Annotated in this window: 21 protein-coding genes; 9 read left to right on the forward strand and 12 right to left on the reverse strand. The window is 74.4% G+C overall.

The window, feature by feature from the left end; translation table 11 throughout:
• Window positions 1-4 precede the first annotated feature (4 nt).
• Window positions 5-1,294, reverse strand: a complete 1,290-nt coding sequence (locus ADY59_RS17380) for a hypothetical protein (RefSeq protein WP_049563350.1) — start codon at window positions 1,292-1,294, stop codon at window positions 5-7.
• A 110-nt stretch (window positions 1,295-1,404) separates the two neighbouring features.
• Here ADY59_RS17380 and ADY59_RS17385 point away from each other — a divergent pair, with 110 nt between their 5' ends.
• Both ADY59_RS17385 and ADY59_RS17390 read left to right on the forward strand, forming a co-directional pair.
• Window positions 1,405-2,280 (forward strand): formylglycine-generating enzyme family protein, encoded by an 876-nt coding sequence (locus ADY59_RS17385; protein WP_442937703.1) that lies wholly within the window; start codon window positions 1,405-1,407, stop codon window positions 2,278-2,280.
• A gap of 4 nt (window positions 2,281-2,284) precedes the next feature.
• Window positions 2,285-3,418, forward strand: a complete 1,134-nt coding sequence (locus ADY59_RS17390) for a UDP-N-acetylglucosamine--N-acetylmuramyl-(pentapeptide) pyrophosphoryl-undecaprenol N-acetylglucosamine transferase (RefSeq protein WP_049563353.1) — start codon at window positions 2,285-2,287, stop codon at window positions 3,416-3,418.
• 14 nt (window positions 3,419-3,432) lie between these two features.
• Here the strand turns inward: ADY59_RS17390 and ADY59_RS17395 are convergent, their stop codons facing one another.
• The 6 genes from ADY59_RS17395 to ADY59_RS17420 all read right to left on the reverse strand — a co-directional run bounded on the left by ADY59_RS17395 (window position 3,433) and on the right by ADY59_RS17420 (window position 9,535).
• On the reverse strand, window positions 3,433-4,230 hold the full coding sequence (locus ADY59_RS17395; protein WP_231618755.1) for a hypothetical protein: 798 nt from the start codon (window positions 4,228-4,230) through the stop codon (window positions 3,433-3,435).
• Between the two features lie 148 nt (window positions 4,231-4,378).
• The gene (locus ADY59_RS17400) at window positions 4,379-5,287 is read right to left on the reverse strand and encodes a hypothetical protein (RefSeq protein ID WP_231618756.1); all 909 of its coding nucleotides are present in this window, start codon (window positions 5,285-5,287) and stop codon (window positions 4,379-4,381) included.
• A gap of 33 nt (window positions 5,288-5,320) precedes the next feature.
• Window positions 5,321-6,223 (reverse strand): hypothetical protein, encoded by a 903-nt coding sequence (locus ADY59_RS17405; RefSeq protein ID WP_231618757.1) that lies wholly within the window; start codon window positions 6,221-6,223, stop codon window positions 5,321-5,323.
• Window positions 6,224-6,300: 77 nt separating this feature from the next.
• Window positions 6,301-6,948, reverse strand: coding sequence for a response regulator transcription factor (locus ADY59_RS17410; RefSeq protein WP_049563359.1), 648 nt, complete (start codon window positions 6,946-6,948; stop codon window positions 6,301-6,303).
• A complete protein-coding gene (locus ADY59_RS17415; protein WP_049563361.1) occupies window positions 6,945-8,153 on the reverse strand; it encodes a sensor histidine kinase in 1,209 nt (402 codons plus the stop codon). Before ADY59_RS17415 ends, ADY59_RS17410 begins: the two co-directional genes overlap by 4 nt.
• Entirely contained in the window at window positions 8,150-9,535 is a 1,386-nt protein-coding gene (locus ADY59_RS17420; protein WP_082310167.1) for a phospholipid carrier-dependent glycosyltransferase, read from the reverse strand. The genes ADY59_RS17415 and ADY59_RS17420 overlap by 4 nt, the downstream gene beginning before the upstream one ends.
• 153 nt (window positions 9,536-9,688) lie before the next feature.
• Here ADY59_RS17420 and ADY59_RS17425 point away from each other — a divergent pair, with 153 nt between their 5' ends.
• Together ADY59_RS17425 and ADY59_RS17430 are read left to right on the forward strand one after the other, a co-directional pair.
• Window positions 9,689-10,345 carry a response regulator transcription factor gene (locus ADY59_RS17425; protein WP_156325557.1) on the forward strand — a complete coding sequence of 219 codons (657 nt, stop codon included), beginning with the start codon at window positions 9,689-9,691 and terminating at the stop codon, window positions 10,343-10,345.
• Window positions 10,342-11,484, forward strand: a complete 1,143-nt coding sequence (locus ADY59_RS17430; protein WP_049563364.1) for a sensor histidine kinase — start codon at window positions 10,342-10,344, stop codon at window positions 11,482-11,484. Before ADY59_RS17425 ends, ADY59_RS17430 begins: the two co-directional genes overlap by 4 nt.
• On the opposite strand, the gene ADY59_RS17435 is transcribed toward ADY59_RS17430, so the two are convergent.
• Window positions 11,481-14,507 (reverse strand): NACHT domain-containing protein, encoded by a 3,027-nt coding sequence (locus tag ADY59_RS17435; RefSeq protein WP_049563366.1) that lies wholly within the window; start codon window positions 14,505-14,507, stop codon window positions 11,481-11,483. The genes ADY59_RS17430 and ADY59_RS17435 overlap by 4 nt on opposite strands.
• Window positions 14,508-14,571: 64 nt before the next feature.
• Complete coding sequence (locus tag ADY59_RS17440; protein WP_049563368.1) at window positions 14,572-16,437, reverse strand: propionyl-CoA synthetase; 1,866 nt, start codon at window positions 16,435-16,437, stop codon at window positions 14,572-14,574.
• Between the two features lie 169 nt (window positions 16,438-16,606).
• Here ADY59_RS17440 and ADY59_RS17445 point away from each other — a divergent pair, with 169 nt between their 5' ends.
• Both ADY59_RS17445 and ADY59_RS17450 read left to right on the forward strand, forming a co-directional pair.
• Complete coding sequence (locus tag ADY59_RS17445) at window positions 16,607-17,245, forward strand: nucleotidyltransferase domain-containing protein (protein ID WP_049563370.1); 639 nt, start codon at window positions 16,607-16,609, stop codon at window positions 17,243-17,245.
• Window positions 17,242-17,976, forward strand: a complete 735-nt coding sequence (locus tag ADY59_RS17450) for a nucleotidyltransferase domain-containing protein (protein WP_049563372.1) — start codon at window positions 17,242-17,244, stop codon at window positions 17,974-17,976. The genes ADY59_RS17445 and ADY59_RS17450 overlap by 4 nt, the downstream gene beginning before the upstream one ends.
• A 181-nt stretch (window positions 17,977-18,157) precedes the next feature.
• On the opposite strand, the gene ADY59_RS17455 is transcribed toward ADY59_RS17450, so the two are convergent.
• Together ADY59_RS17455 and ADY59_RS17460 are read right to left on the reverse strand one after the other, a co-directional pair.
• Window positions 18,158-18,931: an arylamine N-acetyltransferase family protein gene (locus ADY59_RS17455; RefSeq protein WP_053174849.1), complete on the reverse strand. Its 774-nt coding sequence runs from the start codon at window positions 18,929-18,931 to the stop codon at window positions 18,158-18,160.
• A 36-nt stretch (window positions 18,932-18,967) separates the two neighbouring features.
• Entirely contained in the window at window positions 18,968-19,900 is a 933-nt protein-coding gene (locus tag ADY59_RS17460; RefSeq protein ID WP_049563374.1) for a GNAT family N-acetyltransferase, read from the reverse strand.
• Window positions 19,901-19,935: 35 nt separating this feature from the next.
• Between ADY59_RS17460 and ADY59_RS17465 the strand changes: the two genes are divergently transcribed.
• The gene (locus ADY59_RS17465; RefSeq protein WP_049563376.1) at window positions 19,936-20,838 is read left to right on the forward strand and encodes a hypothetical protein; all 903 of its coding nucleotides are present in this window, start codon (window positions 19,936-19,938) and stop codon (window positions 20,836-20,838) included.
• 11 nt (window positions 20,839-20,849) lie between these two features.
• On the forward strand, window positions 20,850-21,371 hold the full coding sequence (locus tag ADY59_RS17470) for a hypothetical protein (RefSeq protein WP_049563377.1): 522 nt from the start codon (window positions 20,850-20,852) through the stop codon (window positions 21,369-21,371).
• 10 nt (window positions 21,372-21,381) lie between these two features.
• Here the strand turns inward: ADY59_RS17470 and ADY59_RS17475 are convergent, their stop codons facing one another.
• Entirely contained in the window at window positions 21,382-22,176 is a 795-nt protein-coding gene (locus ADY59_RS17475) for a class I SAM-dependent methyltransferase (RefSeq protein ID WP_049563379.1), read from the reverse strand.
• A 142-nt stretch (window positions 22,177-22,318) separates the two neighbouring features.
• On the opposite strand from ADY59_RS17475, the gene ADY59_RS17480 reads away from it, so the two are divergent.
• The gene (locus tag ADY59_RS17480) at window positions 22,319-22,735 is read left to right on the forward strand and encodes a CBS domain-containing protein (protein ID WP_049563406.1); all 417 of its coding nucleotides are present in this window, start codon (window positions 22,319-22,321) and stop codon (window positions 22,733-22,735) included.
• The last annotated feature ends 3 nt before the right edge of the window (window positions 22,736-22,738 follow it).

Genomic DNA, 22,738 nt, shown 5'->3' on the forward strand with positions numbered 1-22,738 from the left:
GACGCTACAGGTCCGCCCGGCGCACGGCGAAGCGGAGCCCGACGTGGTCGAGCGAGGCCGGCAGCGGGCCTTCCAGCCGCACCGAGGCGGCCACCTCCCGCTCCCGCAGGAACGCTCCCAGCAGGCCCGCGGCGGTGAACAGCACCAGGTCCCGGCCGGGGCACCGGGCGAACCCGGCGCTGAACGGCACCCCGGTGCGCGCGTCGCCGCCCGCCCAGGCGCCCGCGCCGTCCAGGGGCTCGCCGTCGGCCCAGGCGTCGTCGCCGGTCCACAGTTCGGGCCGGTAGTGGTCGCCGGCCTCGGCGCGGTTCACGTACGGGCTGTAGATCACCACGGCGCTGCCCCCGGGGACGCCCCAGCCGGTGGGGCCGGTGGTGTCGCGCAGGATGGCGAGGGTGGTGGGCCAGAGCCGCACCGACTCCAGGACCGCCGCCCGCAGCCGCCCGGCGTCCGGCGGGCCCGGCCTCGGCGGGGCGGGGTGGGTGGCGAGCAGCGCGAGGGCCCGGTAGGCGGCGATGGCGGCGGCGTCGAAGGCGAACAGCCAGTGCGGGACCTGCCCTTCGGGGCACACGTCGGCACCGGCCGGGGTGGCGGCCAGGGCGGCGGCGAGGCTGCCGGGCTCGGCCCGCGCCAGGTGCCGTGCCAGCCTGCGCCGGAAGGCGGCGTACACGTCGGTGCGGCGGCCGCGCAGGGAGGACCAGTTGGCGTCGCCGCGCAGCCGGTCGAGCATCCGGGTGAGGGTCACGTCGTCGCGGGCGCCGTCGCCGAGCACGACCCGCCGGGCCAGCCGCCAGAACGCGGCGTGGAACGCCTTCCAGGTGAGCACGCCGTCGTACGGCAGCGTGGCCGCCTCCTCCTCGGCGGCCCGGGTGAAGGGGCGCGGGTCGGAGCGGAGCACGCGCTCGTTGAAGTCGTGGCGCCGCTCGCGCAGCTCCGGTTCGGGCGTGATGAGCACGCCGTCCGGCTGGAAGTGGCCGAGCGCGCCGCGTTTCTCCCGGCTGGCCGGGGTGAGCGAGCGGTCGTGGAGCACCCGGCGGACGTCGGCGGCGGACAGCACCAGCACCACCCAGCCCCGCAGCGGCACCCGTACGAGCAGCGGGCCGTCGCCGTGCCGGGCGCGCAGCCGCGCGAGCAGCCGGACGGCGCGGTCGTCGGCGCCGGTGAGCGCGGCGAGCCGCACCATGAGCGGGCGGCGCACGATGACGCCCTGCGCGACCGTCGGCGCCGCGAGCGTCAGGCCCAGCCGCAGGGTCTCGGCGGCGCTCGCGCGGGGCAGCCGCGTGATCGTGTGCATGGTGGGGCGACTACCCTTCCAAGAGGCCACGACACACGTGAAGGGGGGCCGTGATGAGCGCGTGCTGCGGTCCGAGCCGTGAAGGGGCCGGGGAAACTGTGATGCCGGTGATGCCGGTGGCGCCGCACGAGGTGCTGACCGTGCCGGTGCGGCGGGAGCCGCCGCGCGGGATGGTGCGGATCCCCGGCGGCGAGTTCTGGATGGGCGGCGACGACGCCGACGGCCGCCCCGAGGACGGCGAGGGCCCGGTGCGCCGGGTGCGGGTGGAGCCGTTCCTCATCGACCCGGCGTGCGTGACGAACGCGCAGTTCGCCACGTTCGTCAAGGAGACCGGCTACGTGACCGAGGCCGAGCGGATCGGCTGGTCGTTCGTGTTCCGTCAGTTCGCCGGCCGGGGTGTCCTGGACGCGAGCGTGCCGGGGGCGCCGTGGTGGGCCGGCGTGGAGGGCGCGAGCTGGCGCTCGCCCGAGGGGCCGGGCTCCTCGGTGGGCCACCGGCAGAACCACCCGGTCGTGCACGTGTCGTGGCACGACGCGAGCGCGTACGCGGCCTGGGCGGGCAAGCGGCTGCCGACCGAGGCCGAGTGGGAGCGGGCCGCGCGCGGCGGCCTGGAGCGGGCTCGCTACCCGTGGGGCGACGAGCTGGCGCCGAAGGGGCGGCAGCGGTGCAACATCTGGCAGGGCGCCTTCCCGTCGGCGCCGAGCAAGGGCACGATGCCGGTCAAGTCGTTCCAGCCGAACGGCTACGGCCTCTACAACGTGTCGGGCAACGTGTGGGAGTGGACCGCCGACTGGTGGGGCGTGGAGTGGGAGCCGTACGCCGACAACCCCACGGGGCCGGCGGAAGGCGGGTCGAAGGTGATCAGGGGCGGCTCGTACATGTGCCACGACTCCTACTGCAACCGTTACCGGGTGGCGGCGCGCACCGCCAACACCCCTGACTCCGCCACCGGGCACACGGGTTTCCGCTGTGCGGCCATAGTCTGATCGCATGTCCCGAACCCTGCGACTGCTGATCACCGGCGGCGGCACCGGCGGTCACACCTATCCCGCTCTGACGACCCTGACGGCGTTGCGGCGTCATCAGGTCCCGCACGACGTGCTCTGGGTGGGCACCGCCGGCGGGCTGGAGGCCCGCATCACGACCGAGCACGGCATCCCGTTCAAGGCGATCACCACGGGCAAGCTGCGCCGCAGGCCCAATCTGCGTGAGCTCGGCACCAACATCGCCGACGTGTTCCGCATCCCGGTGGGCGTGTTCCAGGCGATCGGGCACGCCGCCCGCTACCTGCCCGACGTGGTGCTGTCGACCGGGGGCTACGTGGCGGTGCCGATCGGGGTGGCGGCCAAGCTGATCCGCCGGCCGCTGGTCATGCACGAGCAGACCACGGTGGTGGGGCTGGCCAACCGCATCCTGTCCAGGCTGGCGACCCGGATCGCGCTGTCGCACGAGTCGTCGCTGGAGCACCTGCCGGCCTCGGCGCGGGCCAAGGCGGTCGTGACGGGCAACCCGGTCCGGCCGGAGCTGCTGCAGGGCAACCGGGCGGCGGCCTACGACCTGTTCGGGCTGACGTTCGAGGTCCCGCTGATCTACGTGACGGGCGGGGCGCAGGGCAGCAAGCAGATCAACACGCTGATCGCCGAGCTGCTGCCCCGGCTGCTGCCGCACGCCCAGGTGGTGCATCAGTGCGGGCCGGCCTGGATCGAGCAGATGCGGGCGGTGGAGCTGCCGCCGGGGCTGGCCGACCGTTACCATCCGGTCCCGTACGTGGGCGCCGAGCTGCCCGACCTGTACGCGGCGGCCGACGTGGTGATCGCGCGCAGCGGCGCCGGCACGGTGTCGGAGCTGACCGCGATCGGCAAGCCGTCGCTGCTGATCCCGCTCATCCCGACCGGCGGCGACGAGCAGCGCAAGAACGCCGCCTACCTGGTCTCCTCGGGGGCCGGGCGGGCGCTGCTGGAGCCGAGGCCGACGGCCGACGACCTGTTCGGCGAGCTGATGCCGCTGCTGACCGACCCGGAGCTGCGGGCGGCGATGGCCGGGGCGGCCCGCAAGCTGGGCCGCGTCGACGCCGCCGACGTCCTGGCCGACCTGCTGCTGCGCACGGCCCAGGGCGTCGGCTAGGTCGCCCGCGCCGGTCAGGGCTCCAGATGGCGGAAGGCTTCGTGGGCGGAGCTGAGGCTGCGCCGCAGCGCCTGTTCGAGCTGGTCGGCGTCGCGGCTCAGCCGCTCGATCTCCGGCACGGCGAAACCGTCGGCGCCGGACTCGGCCACCAGTTCCTCATACTGGTGCAGCCGCCCGCGCAGTTCCTCGATCTGGTGGTGGGCGCGGAAGGCGCGCTCGGCCTCGGCGACGTTGGCGGCGTAACGTTCCAGCGCCTCGACCCGGGCCACGACGGCGTCCTCGCTGCTGTCGAGCGCCCGGGCCAGCGGCTCGGCCACGGCTGCGACCTCGGGGGTGACGGCGCCGGTCACGGTCCTGCGGTGCTTGGTGCGCAGCGCCGACAGCTTGGCCAGCAGCCGGGCGATCTCCCATTCCTGGGCGGGCAGCATCACCGAGTTGCGCACGTCGTCGAGCAGGCCCTCCATGTTGACGGCCGACCCGGTCACCGCCTTGATCGCCTTCTGGGCGCGGACCAGCAGCCGGCGTGAGGCCTCGTCGAGGTCGTCGGCCAGCACGTAGCGGCCTTCGTACCAGCGCAGTTGCTCGTAGATCTCACGGTCGACGACCGTCTCGTCGTCCTCGTCGGCGAGGTCGGTGCGGATGAAGGCGGCCACCAGGACGGGGATGCCGATGAAGATGAGCAGCAGCCCGATGCCCCCGCGCATCACGCCCAGGCCCATGAGGACGGCCCCGGCGGCGACCACGGCGATGATCATGCCCACGGCGGGGCGCTTGGCGGTGGGCGGCGGCGGTGGGACCCAGCCACGCCGCATCTTGATCAGAACCTTCCCGCTGTCTCTGATCAGTTGCGCGTCTTCCGGCGGTACCCCCGGATCCACCACCACTTCCACAAATCGGGATCCTAGGGGAATTCCTCAATGACGGCTTCATTCTCGCGATCGTTATCGGTAATTACGCATTTCACTCGCGTAAATGCCGGAATGCCTCATACGCGGATGTGACGCTGTCCCGCAGGGCCTGTTCCAGGCGGCCGGCGTCCTCGGTGAGGCGGCTCAGCTCGGGCACGGCCGAGTCGTCCGCCCCCGACTCGGCCAGCAGTTCCTCGTAGCTGGACAGCCGGGCGCCGAGCCGTTCGATCTGGTCGCGGGCGCGGAAGGCGCGCTCGGCCTCGGCGACATGGCCGGCGTAACGTTCCAGCGCCTCGACGCGGGCGAGCACGGCGGCCTCGCTGCTGTCGAGGGCGTGGCCGAGCGGCTCGGCGACGGCGGCCACCTCGGGGGTGATCCCCTCGGCCACCACCTCCCGGTGCTCCGAGCGCAGCTCCGACAGCTTGGCCAGCAGGCGGGCGATCCCCCACTCCTGGGCCGGCAGCATCACCGCGTTGCGCACGTCGTCGAGCAGCCCTCCGGCGTTGACGCGCGAGTCCATGACGGCGTCGACGGCCGCCTGGGCGCGGGTCATCAGGGCGCGGGCGGCCTCGTCGAGGTCCTCGCGCAGCACGTACCGGCCGGCGTAGCGGCGGGCGCTGTCGTACACCTGCCGCTCGACCTCGTGCCGCCGCTCCACCTCGGCGTCCGGGCGGGGCTTGGCCAGCACGCCGACGACCAGCAGCGCGGCCAGCGTCATGACCGCCACGAACGGGGTGTAGCGGCCGGCGTGGAAGAACCACAGCCCGGCGGCGACGGCCAGCAGCGCCGAGACGGTCGCCATCACCCTGGCCGCCAGGCCGAGCGCGGGCGGGCGGCGGCGGTGCGCGGGGGCCCAGCCGGCGCGGACACGCAGGAGCAGCTTGCGGTTGTCGCGGAACAGGTCGGCGGTCTCGGCCGGAACAGTGGGCTCGACTATCACCTTCGCAGGACGACCGGGCACATTATGGATCCTATGTGGCGCTCTGTCCCGGCGTCAGCTCTCCAGGTAGCGGAACGCCTCGTGCGCGGAGGTGACGCTGCGCCGCAGCGCCCGCTCCACGTCCTCGGCGTCCTCGGCCAGCCGCTCGATCTCGGGCACGGCCAGCGCGTCGGCGCCGGACTCGGCCAGCAGCTCCTCGTAGCGCGGCAGCCGGGCGCGCAGCTCCTCGATCTGCCCCCGGGCGTGATAGGCGCGCTCGGCGTCGGCGACGTAACCGGCGTAACGTTCCAGCGCCTCGACGCGGGCCAGCATGGCCGCCTCGCTGCCGGCCAGGGCGTTCTCCAGGGGGCGCACCACGGCGGCGACCTCCGGGGCGACACCCCGTTCCAGTAACGCGCGGTGCTCGGCGCGCAGCGCCGACAGCTTGGCCAGCAGGCGGGCCAGCTCCCACTCCTGCTCGGGCAGGATCACCGCGTTGCGCGCGTCGTCGAGCAGCCCCTCGGCGTTGACGTGGGAGCGCAGCACGGTGCCGATGGCCCGCTGCGCCCGGGCCAGCACCCGCGCCGCGTCCTCGTCGAAGTCGCCGGGCAGCAGGTAGCGGCCCGCGTACCAGCGCGCCTGCTCGTACACGGCTCGCTCGTGCGGCCGGTCGTCCTCGGGCACCTCGCTGATGCCGGCGATCTTGACAAGGACGATCACCACGAACATCGCCAGCACCACGAACCCCAGTGCCGCCAGCGAGGTGTCCAGCAGCACGGCCATGACGGCGACGACCAGCGGGGTGGCGGCCAGCAGCACGACGCTCGACGGCCCGCGCCGCCGCTCCGGCGGCACGGCGGGCGGCGGCACCCAGCCCGACCTGATCCTGGACAGGAGCGCGCTGCTGGCCCGCAGCATCCCGGCGACTTCCGGTGGCACGGTGGGATCGACCACCACACCCACGCCCTGTCTCGGCACCCTGGCGCCTCCAACACTCGCAATGCCCGAATTTTACGTAACATTCCGCCGAAACGCAGCCTCGGGTTGGCGCGGGCTCACTGACGGCCGGGGCGGACCAGTCCCGTCTCGTAGCCGAGCACGACGAGTTGCGCCCTGTCGTGCACGCCGAGCTTGGCCATCATCCGGTTCACGTGCGTCTTGACCGTGGCCGGGCTCATGAACAGCTCCCCGGCGAGCTGCGCGTTCGTCAGGCCCCGGGCCACACCCGTCAGGACCTCGCGCTCGCGGGAGGTGAGCGGGGCGAGCCTGGCGGGGCTGAGGTCCGGCGGGCGGGCGGTGAACTCCTCGATGAGCCGCCGCGTGACGCCCGGCGACAGCAGCGCGTCGCCGCGCGCGGCCACGCGCACGGCGTGCCGGATCTCGGCGGGCTCGGCGTCCTTGACGAGGAAGCCGCTCGCCCCGGAGCGGAGCGCCTCGTAGACGTACTCGTCGAGGTCGAAGGTGGTGACCACGACGACGCGGGTGCGGGTGGCGACGATCTCGCGGGTGGCCGCCAGGCCGTCGAGGCCCGGCATGCGGATGTCCATGAGCACCACGTCGGGGTCCAGGCGGGCGGCCTGCCGCACCGCGTCGCGTCCGTCGGCGGCCTCGCCGACTACGGACAGGTCGTCCTCGGGGTCGATCAGCGCGCGCAGGCCGGCGCGGACGAGCGGCTGGTCGTCGGCGAGCAGTACGGTGATCACGCGGGCAGCCAGGCGTCGACCCGGAACCCGCCGGCCGGGCGATCACCGGCGCTCAGCCGCCCCCCGGCCGCCCCCCCCCGCTCGGCCATGCCGACGAGCCCGTGCCCCGGCGCGCGCCCCGGTGTGTGGCCCTGTGCCTGCCCCCGTGCCTGACCCTGTGCCTGACCCTGTGCCTGACCCTGTGCGCGCCCGTGGGGGGCACGGCTGCCGGTGCCGTCGTCGTCCACCCGGACGGTGACCGCGTCCGGGCCGTAGGTGAGCGTCACGGCGGCGGAGGTGGCGGCGGCGTGCCGCAGCGTGTTGGTCAGCGCCTCCTGGACGATCCGGTAGACGGCCAGGTCGACGACGGGCGGCAGGTCCCGGCGCTCCCCGGCGACCTCCAGGGTGACGGGCAGCCCGGCGCTCCCGGTGAGCGCCGCGAGCTGCGCCGTCCCGGGCAGCGGCTGCCGTTCTCCCCCGGAGGCGGGCGGCCCGGGTTCCGCGGCGGCGGGGCGCAGGACGCCGAGGACGGTCTTCATCTCGGTCAGGGCCTGGCGGCTGGAGGCGCGGATGACCCGCAGGGCGGCCGCGGCCTCCGGCGGGCCGCCGGTCCGCGCGACCGCCTCGGCGGCGACGGCGGCGTGCAACGCGATCACCGACACCGTGTGCGAGGTGACGTCGTGCAGCTCCCTGGCCACCCGCAGCCGCTCCTCCTGGGCGCGCCGCAGCGCCTCCTCCTCGCGGGTGCGCTCGGCGTCGGCGGCGCGCCGCTCCACCTCGGCGGTGTGGTCGCGCCGGGCCCGCGACACCTCGGCGGGCTGGGCGACGACGAGGACGAGCAGCGCCCAGATGACGGCCCCGACGGCCCGGTCGAGTGAGGGATGGACGGCCACGCCCGCCGCCGGCAGCGCGGCCAGGAACGCGGCCCCGGCCCAGCCGGCGACGCGGTGACCGGCGCAGATCGCGGCGAACACGGCGATCAGCGCGGGCGCGCACCAGAACGCGTAGGCGTATCCCTGCACGAAGCAGAGCGCCGCCGCCCCGGCGCAGGCGACGAGCGCCGCCACGGGGGCGCGCGGCAGCCAGGCCAGCCCGAGCGTGGCGACGGCCAGCAGCACCCAGCCGGCCAGGTCGAGCGGCCGGGCGTCCGGCTGGTTGCCCGCGGCCAGGACGGTCGAGTAGAACACCACCACCGCCATGCCGCAGATCAGGGCGACCGTCTTCATACGGGCACGGTAACGCGTTCCCGATCGGCGGGGCGATGCTCCCGGCGCGGTATCCCGTGTACGGCGAGCGCGGCAGCCACGGCGGCCAGGGGGATGGCGGGCAGCACGTACCGGTGGTCGAAGTCCAGCGCGGCGACCGGCGCGACGAGCAGGAACACGGCGAACGCCAGCGGCAGCAGCGCCGCCGGCCGGCGGCCTGCCGACTCTGCCGCCCGCCGGCGGCCTGCCGACCCCGCCGCCCCGGCCAGCAGCATCACGCCGAAGAGGGTGCCGTGCAGGAACCACGGGTACGGGTAGGCGGCCAGGATCGACGCGAACGGCTCCACCGAGCGCATGCCGCGGATGTCGCGGTCGTACTCCGCGCGCACCTTGTCCACCAGCGGGCCGGCGGGCAGGGTCCAGGTGCCGTACGGGAAGCGTGAGGTGGGCGTCATGCGGTCGGGGTGCGGCACGGGCTCCCAGGTGAAGGCGAGGGCGGTGTCCGCGGCGACCTCGGCCAGGTAGTCGAGCGGCTGGTCGGCGATGGCGCGCAGCGCGAAGGACCGGGCCAGGTCGTTGTGCGCGAACCTGCCGCCGGGCAGCCGGTTGAGCGAGGCCTGGGGCGCCCACACGTACTCGGAGGCGGCGTCCAGGACGGTGCCGTTGGGGCAGAGCCGGGCCTGTTCGGGCGGCGGCTCGATGACGGAGCAGTCGGCGAACGTCATGGTCCGCGCCCAGAGCGCGACGCCGTCGGACACGCTGAGCGCGAGGCGCCCGTGGTGCTGGGCGTACCAGCCGGCGTAGCCGAGCAGCGGCAGCGCGCCCGCCAGGGCGAGCGCGACGACGCCCCGCCACGGGACGCGCCGCAGCAGCAGCCACAGGACGGCCAGGCCGATCAGCGGCGCGGCGGCGGTGCGGGTCAGCCCGGCCAGCGCGAGCAGCAGCCCGGCGGCCGCGGCGGCCCACCAGGTGACCTCCTCGCGCCACAGGAGCACGCAGAGCGCGGCCACGACGAGGGCGATGACCTGCAGGTCGGACAGGATGGCGTGCTCCAGCCTGACGAACGACGGGTCGAACAGCACGGGCAGCGCGGCGAGCGTCGCCCCCCAGCCGGGCAGCCCGCGCCGGCGCAGCAGGGCGTAGATCATGACGGCGACGCCGAGCCCGATCGCGTGCTGCGCCCCGGCGATCAGCCGCACGCTGCCGAAGGGCCGCATCAGCCACAGGAACCAGGAGTAGCCGGCGGGGTGGAAGGCGGCCCCGGGCCGCATGTGCACGGCCGTGTCCAGGTACGTGAAGGAGTCGTACCAGTACACCATCGCGGTGTCGTACCCCAGCATGACCAGCACGCGCAGCGCCGCGGCGAGCACGAGGACGACGGCGAACAGGCGGTGCGCGGCCATGGACGGCTCCCCCGGACGGGCCGGGGCGGATCCCGGCCGGAGGGGACGCAGTCCAGCGCCCGGCCCATAACCCGGGCGTCACCTCGAATGGTTACGCCCGCGTTATGCCCCTAAAGTCACACTGTTCGTCACTTAAGGATCTATGGGGGCATGGTGCGTGTCTTGATCGCCGAGGACGAGCGGATGCTCGCCGACTCGATCGCGGAGGGCCTGCGGGACGAGGCGCTCGCCGTGGACGTCGCCTACGACGGGGAGGCGGCGCTGGAGCGCCTGGGCGTCCACGACTACGACGTGCTGATCCTGGACCGGGACCTGCCGGGCAGGCACGGCGACGAGGTGTGCTCGGCCGTGGTGGAGCGCGGCTGGCTGGTCCGGGTGCTCATGCTGACGGCCGCCTCCGACGTGCGCTCCAGGGTTGCGGGGCTGTCGCTGGGGGCCGACGACTACCTGCCGAAGCCGTTCGCGTTCGAGGAACTGCTGGCGCGGGTGCACGCGCTGGGGCGCCGGGCCAGGCGGGCCGATCCGCCGATGCTGGAGCGGGCCGGGGTGCGGCTGGACTGGGCGCACCGGCAGGTGTTCCGCGAGGGCCGGTACGTGCCGCTGGCGCGCAAGGAGTTCGGCGTGCTGGCCGAGCTGCTGCGCGCGCGGGGGGCCGTGGTGTCGGCGGAGGAGCTGCTGGAGAAGGTGTGGGACGAGCACATCGACCCGTTCACCAACACCGTGCGGACCACGATGATGAAGCTGCGCAAGAAGCTCGGCCAGCCGCAGGTCATCGAGACCGTGCCGGGAGCGGGGTATCGCATCCCATGAGCGTCCGCATCCGTTTCGCCCTGGCCTGCGCCGGGGTGTTCCTCGTGGCGGGCGGGCTCGTGCTGGCGGGCGTGTACGTCGTGGTGCAGCGGAGCCTCGGCTACCGGTCCGGCCTCATCACCCCGGCCTACGTCGAGACCGACGCCGGGGCGGCCGGCCGCTACACCCCCGTCTACGAGTTCACCCGGGACCGGGTCATGCACGTCCGCGCCGTCTACGAGCGCGACACGCTGGCCAACGTGCGCACCGTCGGCGCGCTCGTCCTGCTGGCCGGCACGGGCGTGGCGGCCGCGCTCGGCTGGCGGGCCGCCGGCTGGGCGCTGCGCCCGGTCAGGCACGCCACCGAGACCGCCCGGCGGGTCGCGCAGAGCCACGACCTGACCGAGCGCATCGGCTGGCAGGGGCCGCGCGACGAGGTCGGGGAGCTGACCGACATCTTCGACACCATGCTCGGCCGCCTGGCCCGCTCCTTCGACGGGCAGCGCCGCTTCGTCGCCAACGCCTCGCACGAGCTGCGCACGCCGCTGACGATCAACCGGACGCTGGTGGACGTGGCGGTGCGTCGGCCGGACGCGACCGACGACGTCAAACGGCTCGGCGAGTCGCTGCTGCTGGTCAACACCCGGCACGAGCGGCTCATCGACGGCCTGCTGGCGCTGACCGAGGGCGAGCAGGCGGTGCTGGACCGGCGGCCGTTCGACCTGACGGACGTGGCCGAGCACGTGCTCGACCAGGCGGCCGCCGAGGCGCTGGAGCGGGAGGTGACGATCCACCGGCTGCTCGACGCGGCGCCGACCGCGGGCGAGGCGGTGCTGGTGGAGCGGCTGGTGCAGAACCTGGTGGAGAACGCGATCCGGCACAACCACCCCAAGGGCGAGGTGTGGGTGACGACACGGCAGCGGGCCGAGCGGGTGGAGCTGGTCGTGGCCAACACCGGGCTGCAGGTGCCGCCGTACGAGATCGAGACGATCTTCGAGCCGTTCCGGCGGCTGCACGGCGACCGGCTGCGCTCCGAGCGGGGCAGCGGGCTGGGCCTGTCGATCGTCCGGGTGATCGCCGAGGCGCACGGCGGCACGGTCGTCGCCCGGCCCCGCGAGGAGGGCGGGCTGACCATCACGGTCGAGCTGCCGGTCGCCTAGGGGCTGTGGATCTTGCGGAGCACGTCCTCCGGGATGCCCGCCTGGACGAGACTCTCCCAGCTCTCGAACCGCTCGGCGATCATCGACTCGACGAGCGGGCGGAGCAGGGCGTGCTCGGCGCCGCCGTGCAGCAGCTCGCTGAGGATGCGGCCGCGCTCGGCGAACGGCAGCGTGCCGCCGTCCAGCGTGACCGCGTGCGCGATCAGGCCGAGTAACCGGCCGCCGCCGGAGATGTTCGCGGCGGTGACGGCGCCGATCGCGTCCAGGTAGAGGGCGACGCGCTCCCCCGGGTCCGCCGGGCCGCCGGTCAGCAGCTCCTGCACCAGGTGGGTGGCGCTGACCACCTGACCCGACGGCCGCAGCACGAGCGGCAGGTCGGCGTCGTCGGCCAGCAGGTCGGCCAGCAGGTCGGTGTCGAGGCTGAGCAGGTAGGGGCGCTCGGCGAAGGCCCGGGTGCGGTGCCGCAGCACGGCGGCCCGCTGCCGCATCCGGTGGTCGAACCACCAGCTCAGTCCCTCAGCCGCGGGCGGCTCGGCCAGGGCGGCCAGCAGCACGTCGCGCTCGCCGCCCGCCGACACCCGCTGCGCGGGCAGCGCGGCCAGCAGGCCGCTCCAGCCGTCCTCGCCGAGCTGGCTGCGCCACAGATGCGCGTACGACGTCCACCGGGCCAGGTGGTCGCCGTCGCCCAGCAGGTCCGACACGCGGACCGGCTCCCCCGCGGCGGCCGTGTGCAACAGCGTGAGGTTGGCCGAGTAGGCGGCCAGCCGCCGCGTGACGGGATGGCGCACGGGCTCGAAGGCGGTGAAGGAGCGCCGGCGCCGATCGTGCAGCGACTCGCGCAGCAGCGCGGCGAGCAGGCCGGCCGCGCGGGCGCGGACGTCGGCGGGCAGCGCGGTCATCAGCTCGACCGCGAAGCCGATCGCCGGCCCGCGCTCGGCCAGGCAGGAGAACGAGGCGACGGCGTAGAGCAGGTCGTCGTCGATGTCCTGGGCGGGGGCGGCGGCCAGCTCGCTCTCCATCAGGTCGTGCCGCCGCACCAGCTCGCGCACCGCGTACACGGCCAGCCAGCCGACGAGGAACTCGCCGAACGTGGCGTGCAGGAACTCGTAGCGCGGCACCCGGTCGCCGGGCTCGGTGCGGTGCACGAAGAAGAAGCGCCGCGTGGCCCGGCGGGCCCAGTTGACGGTGCCTCCGGCGTCGCGGCGCGCCTGCCCGCACACCGCCGCCAGGTCGGCGTCCAGCGCCGCCTCCGCCGCCACCGGCCGCCCGCGCGCGAACATCGACAGCGCCACCACGCCGAGCTGCACCAGCTCCCGGTCGACCAGGGCGCGCTGGCGGGCCGGGGGCAGCCCGCCGGCCGCCGCGTCCTTGGCCACCTCGCGCTGGGCGAAGTCGCGGATGAGCGACTCGTACAGCTGGGCGCGGCCGATGCCGGTGCCGTCCGGCCGCACCGGGTCGCCGGTGGCGTCGTGCATCGCGAGCAGCAGCAGGAGCAGCGGCTGGGTGGCGAGCTCGCCGTGGGCGAGCGCCGCGTCGGCGGCCAGCGGCACCCGGTCGTGCCGGGCCAGCAGCGCCCGGTTGGTCTGGTCCCAGATGTCCAGCCAGCGCCGCACCTGGTCCTCCTCGAACGGCTGGAGCTGCAGCGCCAGCACGCCCTCGGGGAACCTGACCTGGCCGGCGAGCACGGTGCGGCCGGTCACGATCACCGCGACGGGCCGGCCCACCCGGTACTGCCCGGCCTGGAACTCCTGGATCTGCTCCAGGTAGTCGTGGCGGCTGGAGATCAGCTCGTCGAACCCGTCGAGCATGACGACCGGCAGCGCCCCGCCGGCCGCGTCGACCAGTTCCTCGAAGCGCACCTCCTCGCCGAGCACGTTGCGCAGGCCCTGGTCGATCTGGGAGATGACGGTGGACTCGGCGACGACGTGGCGCAGCTCGACCCTGATCGGCAGGAACTCCGACCCGGCCAGCCGGGCGGCGAGCACCTCGGCCAGCTTGGTCTTGCCCGCGCCCGGCTCGCCGAGCACGACCAGGGGCGCCTGGGTGGCGCCGAGCGAGGTGAGGTGGCCGACCAGGAACGCCTCGGCGTCCGGCAGCCGGCGGCGGTCGTTCCACCAGCTGCGCGTTGCGGGCGTGGCCTCGCGGGTCATCTCCGCGACCCGGCAGCGGGGGCTGATGTAGCCCTCGCCGAGCAGCGGCAGCGTGACGTCCTCGGGGGCGGTGCCGCCCGCCATGAGCGGCTGGTCCAGGGCGGTGGCGGCGAGCCGCACCAGGTGGATCATCGGCCGGTCGCCCACCCGCGGCGGGGCCAGCTCGGCCAGCAGCCGCGCCACCCGCGACAGGCCCGCGCCGAGCGGCGGCGTCGCGGTGACCAGGCTCCACATGCCGAACTCGGGGTTGTCCCGGCTGAGCAGCCGGAAGTCCTCGTCGTAGATGCGCAGCGCCTGCGCGGCGGGGCCGTCGGCGAGCAGGATCGGCAGCCGGGTGCGGTCGCCCGCCGGGAGCTTCTCCCACACGGGCAGTCCGCGCGCGTAGGCGGTGAAGGCGTCGGACATCCGCCGGTAGACGTGCTGGACGGCCTGCCGGGTCTCCTCGTACGGGCGGTGCGGCTCGGGCATCGGCAGCCTGGTCAGCAGCAGGCTCTCCACCAGGGCCGCGAACCGCTCGGCGGGCCCGCTGCCGGGGTGGCCGGAGTGGTCGAGCGACTCCAGCCCGATCGGCAGCCGCGCCTCGCCCAGCGCCTCGAAGTACGCCGACACCACGATCACCGCGTGCGCCGCGGCCAGCCGCTGGGTCCGGTCGAACCGGTGACCGCCGCGGCCGCTCATCCGGCGGACCACGTCCTCGGTGTAGCGGACCACGTCGGCGCGCAGGTCGAGCAGGCCCATCGGCAGCCGCGCTCCGCCGGCCAGCGCCCAGCCGGTCAGCGACACGGTCGAGGCGAGGTCGACGAGCTTGACGAGCCGGCCCTGCTCGCAGCCGAGAATCTTCAGGGCGTCGGCGTAGCTGAGGATGTCCGTCATGCGCGTCTCCGAAGAGCGTGAGAAGTCCTATCATGACGCTTTTCGTGGTGATTTATTGGGAAAATCACCGTCCGGTGACAGCCTCGGCGATCTCCGTCAGCGCGGCCGGATCCTCGATCGTCGACGGCACCCGGTAGTCACGCCCGGCCGCGATGTCACGCATGGTGCCGCGCAGGATCTTGCCGGAGCGGGTCTTGGGCAGCCGGGCCACGACCACGGCCGTGCGGAAGGCCGCCACCGGGCCGATCCGGTCGCGCACCATCGCCACCAGCTCGCGCTCGACCTCGGCCGGATCGCGCGCGGCGCCCGCCTTGAGCACCACGAAGCCGACCGGCAGCTCGCCCTTCAGCTCGTCGGCCACGCCGATCACCGCGCACTCCGCCACGTCGGGGTGGGCCGCGACGACCTCCTCCATGGCCCCGGTGGACAGCCGGTGCCCGGCGACGTTGATCACGTCGTCGATGCGGCCCATCACGTACAGGTAACCGTCCTCGTCCAGGTAGCCGCCGTCGCCGGTCAGGTAGTGGCCGGGGTAGCGGGTCAGGTACGACTCGGCGAATCGGGCGTCGTCGCGGTAGAGGGTGGGCAGGCAGCCGGGCGGGAGCGGGAGGCGTACGGTGACCGCGCCCTCGACGCCGGGCGGGCACTCGCGGCCCTCCTCGTCGAGGATGCGCACGTCGTAGCCGGGGACGGGCTTGGTGGGCGAGCCCGGCTTGATGGGCAGCTCCTCGATGCCGACGCAGTTGGCGGCCACCGGCCAGCCGGTCTCGGTCTGCCACCAGTGGTCGATCACCGGGATGCCGAGCAGGTCGCCGGCACAGTGGTAGGTGTCGGGGTCGAGGCGTTCACCGGCGAGGAAGAGGTAGCGAAGTGCCGACAAGTCCCACTTTTTGGCGAAATCCCCGGATGGGTCTTCCTTTTTGATGGCGCGGATCGCCGTCGGGGCCGTGAACAGCGTCCGCACCCCGTACGCGGACGCCACCCGCCAGAACGCCCCCGGGTCCGGCGTGCCCACGGGCTTGCCCTCGTACAGCACGCTCGTGCACCCCGCCAGCAGCGGCCCGTACACGATGTAGGAGTGCCCGACCACCCACCCCACGTCGGACGCCGCCCAGTAGACCTCCCCCGGCGCGGCCCCGTACACGTGCGACATGCTCCAGTGCAGCGCCACCGCGTGCCCGCCGTTGTCGCGCACCACGCCCTTGGGCATGCCGGTGGTGCCCGAGGTGTAGAGGACGTACAGCGGGTCGGTCGCCGCCACGCTCACACACCCGGCCGGCTCCGCCGCCGCCACCGCCGGCTCCCAGTCGAGGTCACGCCCCTCGGTCAGCTCCGCCCGGCACTGCGGCCGCTGCAGGATCACGCAGCGGGCCGGGCGGTGCGACGCCTCCCGCAGCGCCGCGTCGAGCAGCGGCTTGTACGCGACGGTCCGCGACGGCTCGATGCCGCACGAGGCCGACAGCACCACCCTGGGCCTGGCGTGGTCGATCCGCACGGCCAGCTCGCTGGCGGCGAAACCGCCGAACACCACCGAGTGCACCGCCCCGATCCGGGCGCAGGCCAGCATCGCGAACACGGCCTCCGGCACCATCGGCATGTAGATCACCACAGTGTCGCCCGGCCGCACGCCGAGCTCCCGCAGCATCCCCGCCGTCTTCGCCACCTGCCCGAGCAGCTCGTCGTAGGTGTAGCGGCGCACGGTCCCGGTGACGGGGCTGTCGTGGATCAGCGCGTCCTGACCGCCCCGGCCGGCGGCCACATGGCGGTCGACGGCGTTGTGACAGGTGTTGAGCCGCCCGCCGGCGAACCACCCGCCGTCGGCGGCGACGCTCGCGGGCGGCACGTCCCAGTCGATCGCGCGCGCCGCCTCGCGCCAGAACTCCCCGGGCTCCTCGATGCTCTGCCGATAGGCAGCCTCATAACCACGCACTTCCCGATCAGACCAGGCGGTTCCCGGCTGTGCAAGCCCTTCGGCGCCGAGGGCCGGAGAGATCGAGAACAAGGGCGCCCGTCCCCTTCCCTCCCGCCGCCGCGGGCCGCCGGGCGGCCTGCCGCGGGCCGCCGGGCGGCCTGCCGCCGGGGGCTGGCATGGTGGCCGGGTGAACGATGACCTGATTCTCTCCGTCGTGACGGGCTCGCGGGCGTACGGGCTGGAGACCGCCGCGTCCGACACCGACCGGCGGGGCGTGTTCGTGGCGCCGACGGCCGAGTTCTGGCGGCTGGACAAACCGGCGACGCACCGCGACGGGCCGCTGCCCGAGCAGTTCTCGTGGGAGGTGGAGCGGTTCTGCCGGCTGGCGCTGGACGCGAACCCGACGGTGCTGGAGTGCCTGTGGTCGCCGATCGTCGAGGTGGCCACCCCCGAGGGGCGGCGGCTGCGCGAACTGCGGGGCGCGTTCGTGTCGCGGCGCGCCCACGAGACGTTCGCCGGCTACGCCGACGCCCAGTTCCGCCGCCTGGACCCGGCGGCGCCGAAGTGGAAGCAGGCGATGCACATGATCCGGCTGCTGATCAGCGGCCTGCACCTGATGCGGCACGGCGAACCGCTGGTCGAGGTGGGCGCCCACCGGGACCGGCTGCTGGCGGTCCGGCGCGGCGAGCTGCCGTGGGAGCGGGTGACCGCCTGGCGTGCCGAACTGGCCGCCGAGCTGGCCGTCACGGAGTCCGTACTGCCCGGGAAGCCGGACCGGGCGGCGGTGGAGGCGTTTCTGATGGACGTGCGGAAGGAGCACCTGTGAAGCTGCCCGGCTGGCTGGCGGAGATCCCCGGCGAGCAGCCGCACCCGCTGACGTTCGCGACGGTGAGCGGCGCGCACCTGTACGGGTTCCCCTCGGCCGACTCCGACGTGGACCTGCGCGGCGCGCACGTGCTGCCCGTCGAGGAGGTCGTGGGCCTGACCACCGGGCCCGAGACGCTCGACCGGATGTGGACGCGCGACGGCGTCGAGGTGGACCTGGTGACGCACGACCTGGCCAAGTTCTGCCGGCTGCTGCTGGGGCGCAACGGCTACGTCCTGGAGCAGTTGCTGTCGCCGCTGGTCGTGGTGTCGTCGCCGGTGCACGAGGAACTCGCCGCGCTCGCGCCCGGCTGTGTGACGCGGCACCACGCGCACCACTACCTGGGGTTCGCGCGGACGCAGTGGCGGCTGTTCGGGAAGACCGGTGAGCTGAAGCCGCTGCTCTACACGTTCCGGGTGCTCGCCACCGGGCTCCACCTCATGCGGACCGGCGTCCTGGAGGCGGACCTGACCAGGCTGTACGCGTACGTGCCCGGCTACCTGCCGGACCTGGTCGCCGCCAAGCGGGAGGCCGAGCACGGCGCCGCGCCGCGGGTCCCCTCGGCGGAGGCGGACGTGGCGCGGCTGACGGCGGAGCTGGAGGAGGCCGCGACGGCCACGCGACTCCCCGAGGCCGCGACCGCCCACCGCGCCCTGCACGACCTGGTGGTACGCACCCGCCTGTCCCGCTGAACCGGCGCCCGGCGGCCTGCCCCGTGGGGCGTCCGGTGATGGGGTGGGTCGCGGGAGGTGTTCGCGCGGGTCAGTCCCCCCGGACACGGCCGCGAACGCCAACCGCCTCCCACCGGCGAGCACGCGAGGGGAGGCCGCGCGCCTTCGCCAAGCCGATCCGCCGTGGGCTCGCCCGCGAAGGTCAAGCGGTGAGCCTGCCGAGAAGCAGCTCCGCGTCCTGCTCGGTGACGGTGATGCCGATCCAGTCACGGAGCCCGTCGGCGAGCTCCCGGGCGGTGGCGGCGCCGAGGTCCCCGGCGCGTACGCGGGCGTGGCCGTCCGGGGAGGCGATCGTCCGCTGGGCGAGCACGTGGCTGACGAACGGCGAGCGCGGATGGGTGGCCACGTAGTGGTTGGCCATCTCGAAGTCGGCCGGGTAGTGCGGCTCGTCCTCGCGGAAGGCGTACAGCTCGGCGGAGCCCGCGTGCAGCACCCAGAAGCCGTCGTCGAGGCTCAGCCGCCACCGCCACTCCCCCAGCTCGGCGTGCGCGCCGTCGGCGAACGGGAGCGGCTCCACCAGCCCGTCGCCGCCGAACCCGGCGTCGGCGAGCCAGCGGGCCCCGCCCGCCCCGACGGTCAGGACGGCGTGCGAGCGGGGCAGGTGCGGGCGGCCGAGCCGGATCCTGGCCAGGTGGCGCGTCACGGCGAAGCCGAGCCGTTCGAGCGCGGCGGCGAGCAGCAGGTTGTGCTCATGGCAGTAGCCGCCGCGCCGCCCCCCGACGAGCTTGTCCTGGACGGACTTCAGGTCGATGGGGACGCCTTTGCCGAGTACGGCGTCGAGGTTCTCGAACGGGATGGCGGTCACGTGCGCGCGGTGCACCGCCCGAAGCGTCTCCGGGGTGGCGTCGCGGGGGCCGTCGTGGCCGATCCGGGTGAGGTACGCCTCGAGGTCGAGGTGGTCGATGTCCCAGTTCATGCGGTCAAGGGTGCCGGTCGTGGCGATGGCCGCGCATCACACGTCCGCGGGGGCCGCCGACAGGACGAGCCGCACGGCGAACAGCTCGTAGCCGGCCCGTTCGAACGTCCTGGCCATGGGGACGTTGCCGGCGTCGGTGTCGGCGGCGATCCGCCCGGCGCCGCGCGCGGCGTGCGAGCGGGTGATCTCGGCCAGCAGGTCGGCGGCGTAGCCGTGCCCCCGGTGGGCGGGCAGGACGCCGAGGTAGCCGACGACGGGCCCCGCCTGGTTGGCCGACGGCAGCGCGAACCCGGCCAGCTCCCCGTCCGGCGTGTACGCCAGCCGCCACCAGGACCGCTCCCCCGGCATCTGCAGGTAGGCGTCGAGGTCCTCGCGGGCGACGGCCGCGGCGTCCTTGACGAGCAGCGACTGGCGGGTGTGGTGGTCGAGGCTGCCCTCGACGACCAGCCGGAACGCCTCGGCGAACGCCTCGTCGTCCGGCTCCTCGCGGAACTCCAGCCGGCCCGACGGCCCGGGCACCGGCACGCCGGGCTTCCACGCGTAGCGGAGGCGTTCGAGCTCGTCGGTCAGCCCGGCGCGGCCACCGGCCTCCCACCGCCAGCCGAGTGCGGCGGTGACGGCCGGGTAGTCGCGCCACCCGGCCGGCACGAACACGTGGTAGGCGGGCTTGGCGCCGAACGCCTCGTGGGCGCGGCTCAGCAGTTCGCCGGCCAGCGCGACCCGGTCGGGCACGGACGGGTGCACCCAGACGCAGTCGAGCGCTTCCGGCCCGCCGGTGGGGAATCCCCACCACACGGCGCGGGCCAGGATCTCGCCGTCACGCTCGGCCACCCAGATGCGGTCATACCGGTAGTGTCCATCAGCGAGGAAGGCCCGCAGCCGGTCCGGGTCGGCCCAGCTCACGGGCTCGTCGACGACGCACGCGAGCAGGCGGCCGAGATCGCCCTCGGTGGTGGAGCGGAAGAGCATGGATGATCCCCCAGAAGATCGGACAGGATGGGTCGATGGCCTCCTACGATGACACGCTGCCGCTCCAGCCGCGCATCCGGCTGCCGTCCGACGGGGAGCTGGCCGCCGCCGTGCCCGGCGCCCCGGGCGGCGGCGACCCCGGGGAGGTGCTGCGCGCGTGGGCGCTGACCTGCCGCGACCTGCTCGGCGGCGAGGAGGGGCTGCTGCTGGACCTGGTGCGCCGGTTCCTGGCGCGCGAGCCCGCCGGTGAGCCGCCCGCCGCGCTCGCCCGGCTCGGCCTGGTACGGGGGTCCGCGCCGTACGAGCTGACGCCGCTCGGCCTGTGGACCGGCAGGCAGCTGATCGCGGAGGTGACCGGGCAGGAGGTGCCGGTCATGGGGTCGCTGGCCGGGCGGGACGCCGCCGCGCTGCTGCACGGCCTGCGCTCCTACCCGGAGCCGGAGCGTGAGGAGGAGCTGGCCGGCTGGCTGAAGGGCCGCGACCGGGCGGCCGCCGCGGCGGAGCTCGCCGCCGTGGCCGGCGAGGTGAGCCCGCTGGCCCGGGCCGTCGGGATCGAGCTGCTCGCCACCCGGTTCGGCGAGGACGGCCGCCGGGCCCTGGAGACACTGCTGGCCGAGCCCAGGACGGGCGCGGTGGTCGCGGCCAGGCTGGGCCGCGAGGACCGGCGGCCGGACTCGGGCGAGCTCGCCTGGGTGCTGGTGGACATGGCGGCGGCGCTGCTGGAGTTCGGCGGCGAGGCGGACGAGGTCGTCGAGTCGGTGGCGCTCGGCCTGGACCCGGAGGAGCAGGCGGGCACCGTCGCGCTGCTGGCCCTGGCCGACCACCCCGGTGCGGAGGCGGTGCTGCGGGTGTTCATCGACCACCATCCGGACGGCCGGGTGTCGGCCGCGGCCCGCAAGGCGCTGCGCCGCCTGCACGGGCTGGCCGAGCGCCGGTAGGGTTGTCCGGGATGACGAAACACACGATCTCCGCACCGACCGGCACGATTCTCGGCGACTCCTACGCGTGCGACTGCGGCGTGCCGCTCGCCGGGCGGATGGCCGCCGAGTTGCACGCCGCCGAGAACCAGCTGTGCACGGCCTGCCTCGGCTCGGCCCAGGAGGAGCTGGCGCCGGGCCTGACGCACGGCTGCCCGTCGTGCGCCGGCACGGGCGGCCGCCGCGAGCAGATGACCTGGCAGCTGGCCCACGCCGAGGCCGAGGAGCGCATCACGATCACGATGGTGCGGGGCGTGGTGTCGGGGTTCGACGGGCCGTTCCGCCTGTCGGACATCGCCGACACGATCCGCGACGGGCTCCGGCTTCCCGCCGGGCGGCTCCCGGTGGGGCCGCGCGTGCGCGACCTGCTGCTGGAGATGCAGATGGCCGGTGAGATCACCATGCTGTCGGCGCCGGACGAGCTGCTCGACGGCACCGACGTGGTGCTCTACCGCGACCCGCAGTGGCAGCGGGCCGGCACGCTGGGCCTCTGAGCGCCGGCGGTCATACGCGGCACAGGATCTCGCCGTGGGTGATCGCGAGCCAGGCGTCGTCCGAGGCGGCCCACTCCAGCCAGCCGCCGGACATGCGGCGCAGGTCGTCCTCGGTGGCCGCGCCGGTGGTGAGCGCCTGCGCGGCCATGGCCGAGCGCATGATCCGCTCGGCCCACATGCCGCCCCACCAGGCCCGGTCGTCCGGCGTGGCGAAGCACCACGTGGAGGCGGTGGCGGTGACGTCGGTGAAGCCCGCGGCCCGGGCCCACGACAGCAGGCGCCGCCCGGCGTCCGGCTCGCCGCCGTTGGCGCGGGCCAGCTTCTGGTAGAGCTCCATCCAATCCCGCAGCGCGGGCAGCAGCGGGTACCAGGCGAAGGCGGTGTAGTCGCTGTCGCGCGCCGCCACGTAGCCGCCCGGCTTGGCGACCCGGCGCATCTCGCGCAGCGCCAGCACCGGGTCGCCGACGTGCTGCAGCACCTGGTGGGCGTGGACGACGCAGAAGGTGTCGTCGGGGAAGTCGAGCGCGTGCGCGTCGGCCACGCGGAAGTCGGCGTTGATCACTCCCCTGGCCCGCAGCTCGGCCTCGGCCAGCGCCAGCGCCTCGGGCGTCACCTCCGAGACGGTCACCCGGGACACCCGCCCGGCCAGGTCGGCGGCGATGGTGCCGGGACCGGAGCCCACGTCGAGCAGCGTCATGTGCGGCTCCAGGTGGGGCAGCAGGTAGGCGGCCGAATTGGCGGCGGTGCGCCACCGGTGGGAGCGCAGCACCGACTCGTGATGACCATGGGTGTAGACGGCGTCCATCGGGCACTCCTCAGGTCGTGATCGTTGCCGGAAGGCTAGCATTCGTCTCGCCATTCAAGAAGGATCGTCTCATCATTCGGGCAGGATTACCGGGCGGACAGCGGGTAGCTGGTGGGCTCCACCGATGAACAAGGAGCTCACCATGGCCAAGACCGTGGCAGATGTGATGACCGCACACCCCGCCAGCATCGAAGGGGACCAGCCGGCCAGCGCCGCCGCCGCGCTCATGCGCGACAACGACACGGGCGCGATCATCGTCAACGAGAACGGCCGGATGCGGGGCATCGTGACCGACCGCGACCTCGCGGTCCGGCTCGTCGCCGACGACAAGAGCCCGCAGACGCCGGTCAAGGAGGCGTGCTCGTCCGAGATCGAGGCGATCGGCCCCGACACCAGCATCGAGCAGGCCGTCCAGCTCATGCGCTCGCACGCGGTGCGCCGCCTGCCCGTCGTCGAGGACGGCCGCGCCGTCGGCATCCTCAGCATCGGCGACCTGGCCGTCGAGCGCGACCCGAACTCGGCGCTCGCCGACATCTCGGCCGCGGAGGGCAACCGCTAACGT

Origin of the sequence: Nonomuraea sp. SBT364 (assembly GCF_001083785.1) — a bacterium.
Lineage (GTDB): Bacteria > Actinomycetota > Actinomycetes > Streptosporangiales > Streptosporangiaceae > Nonomuraea.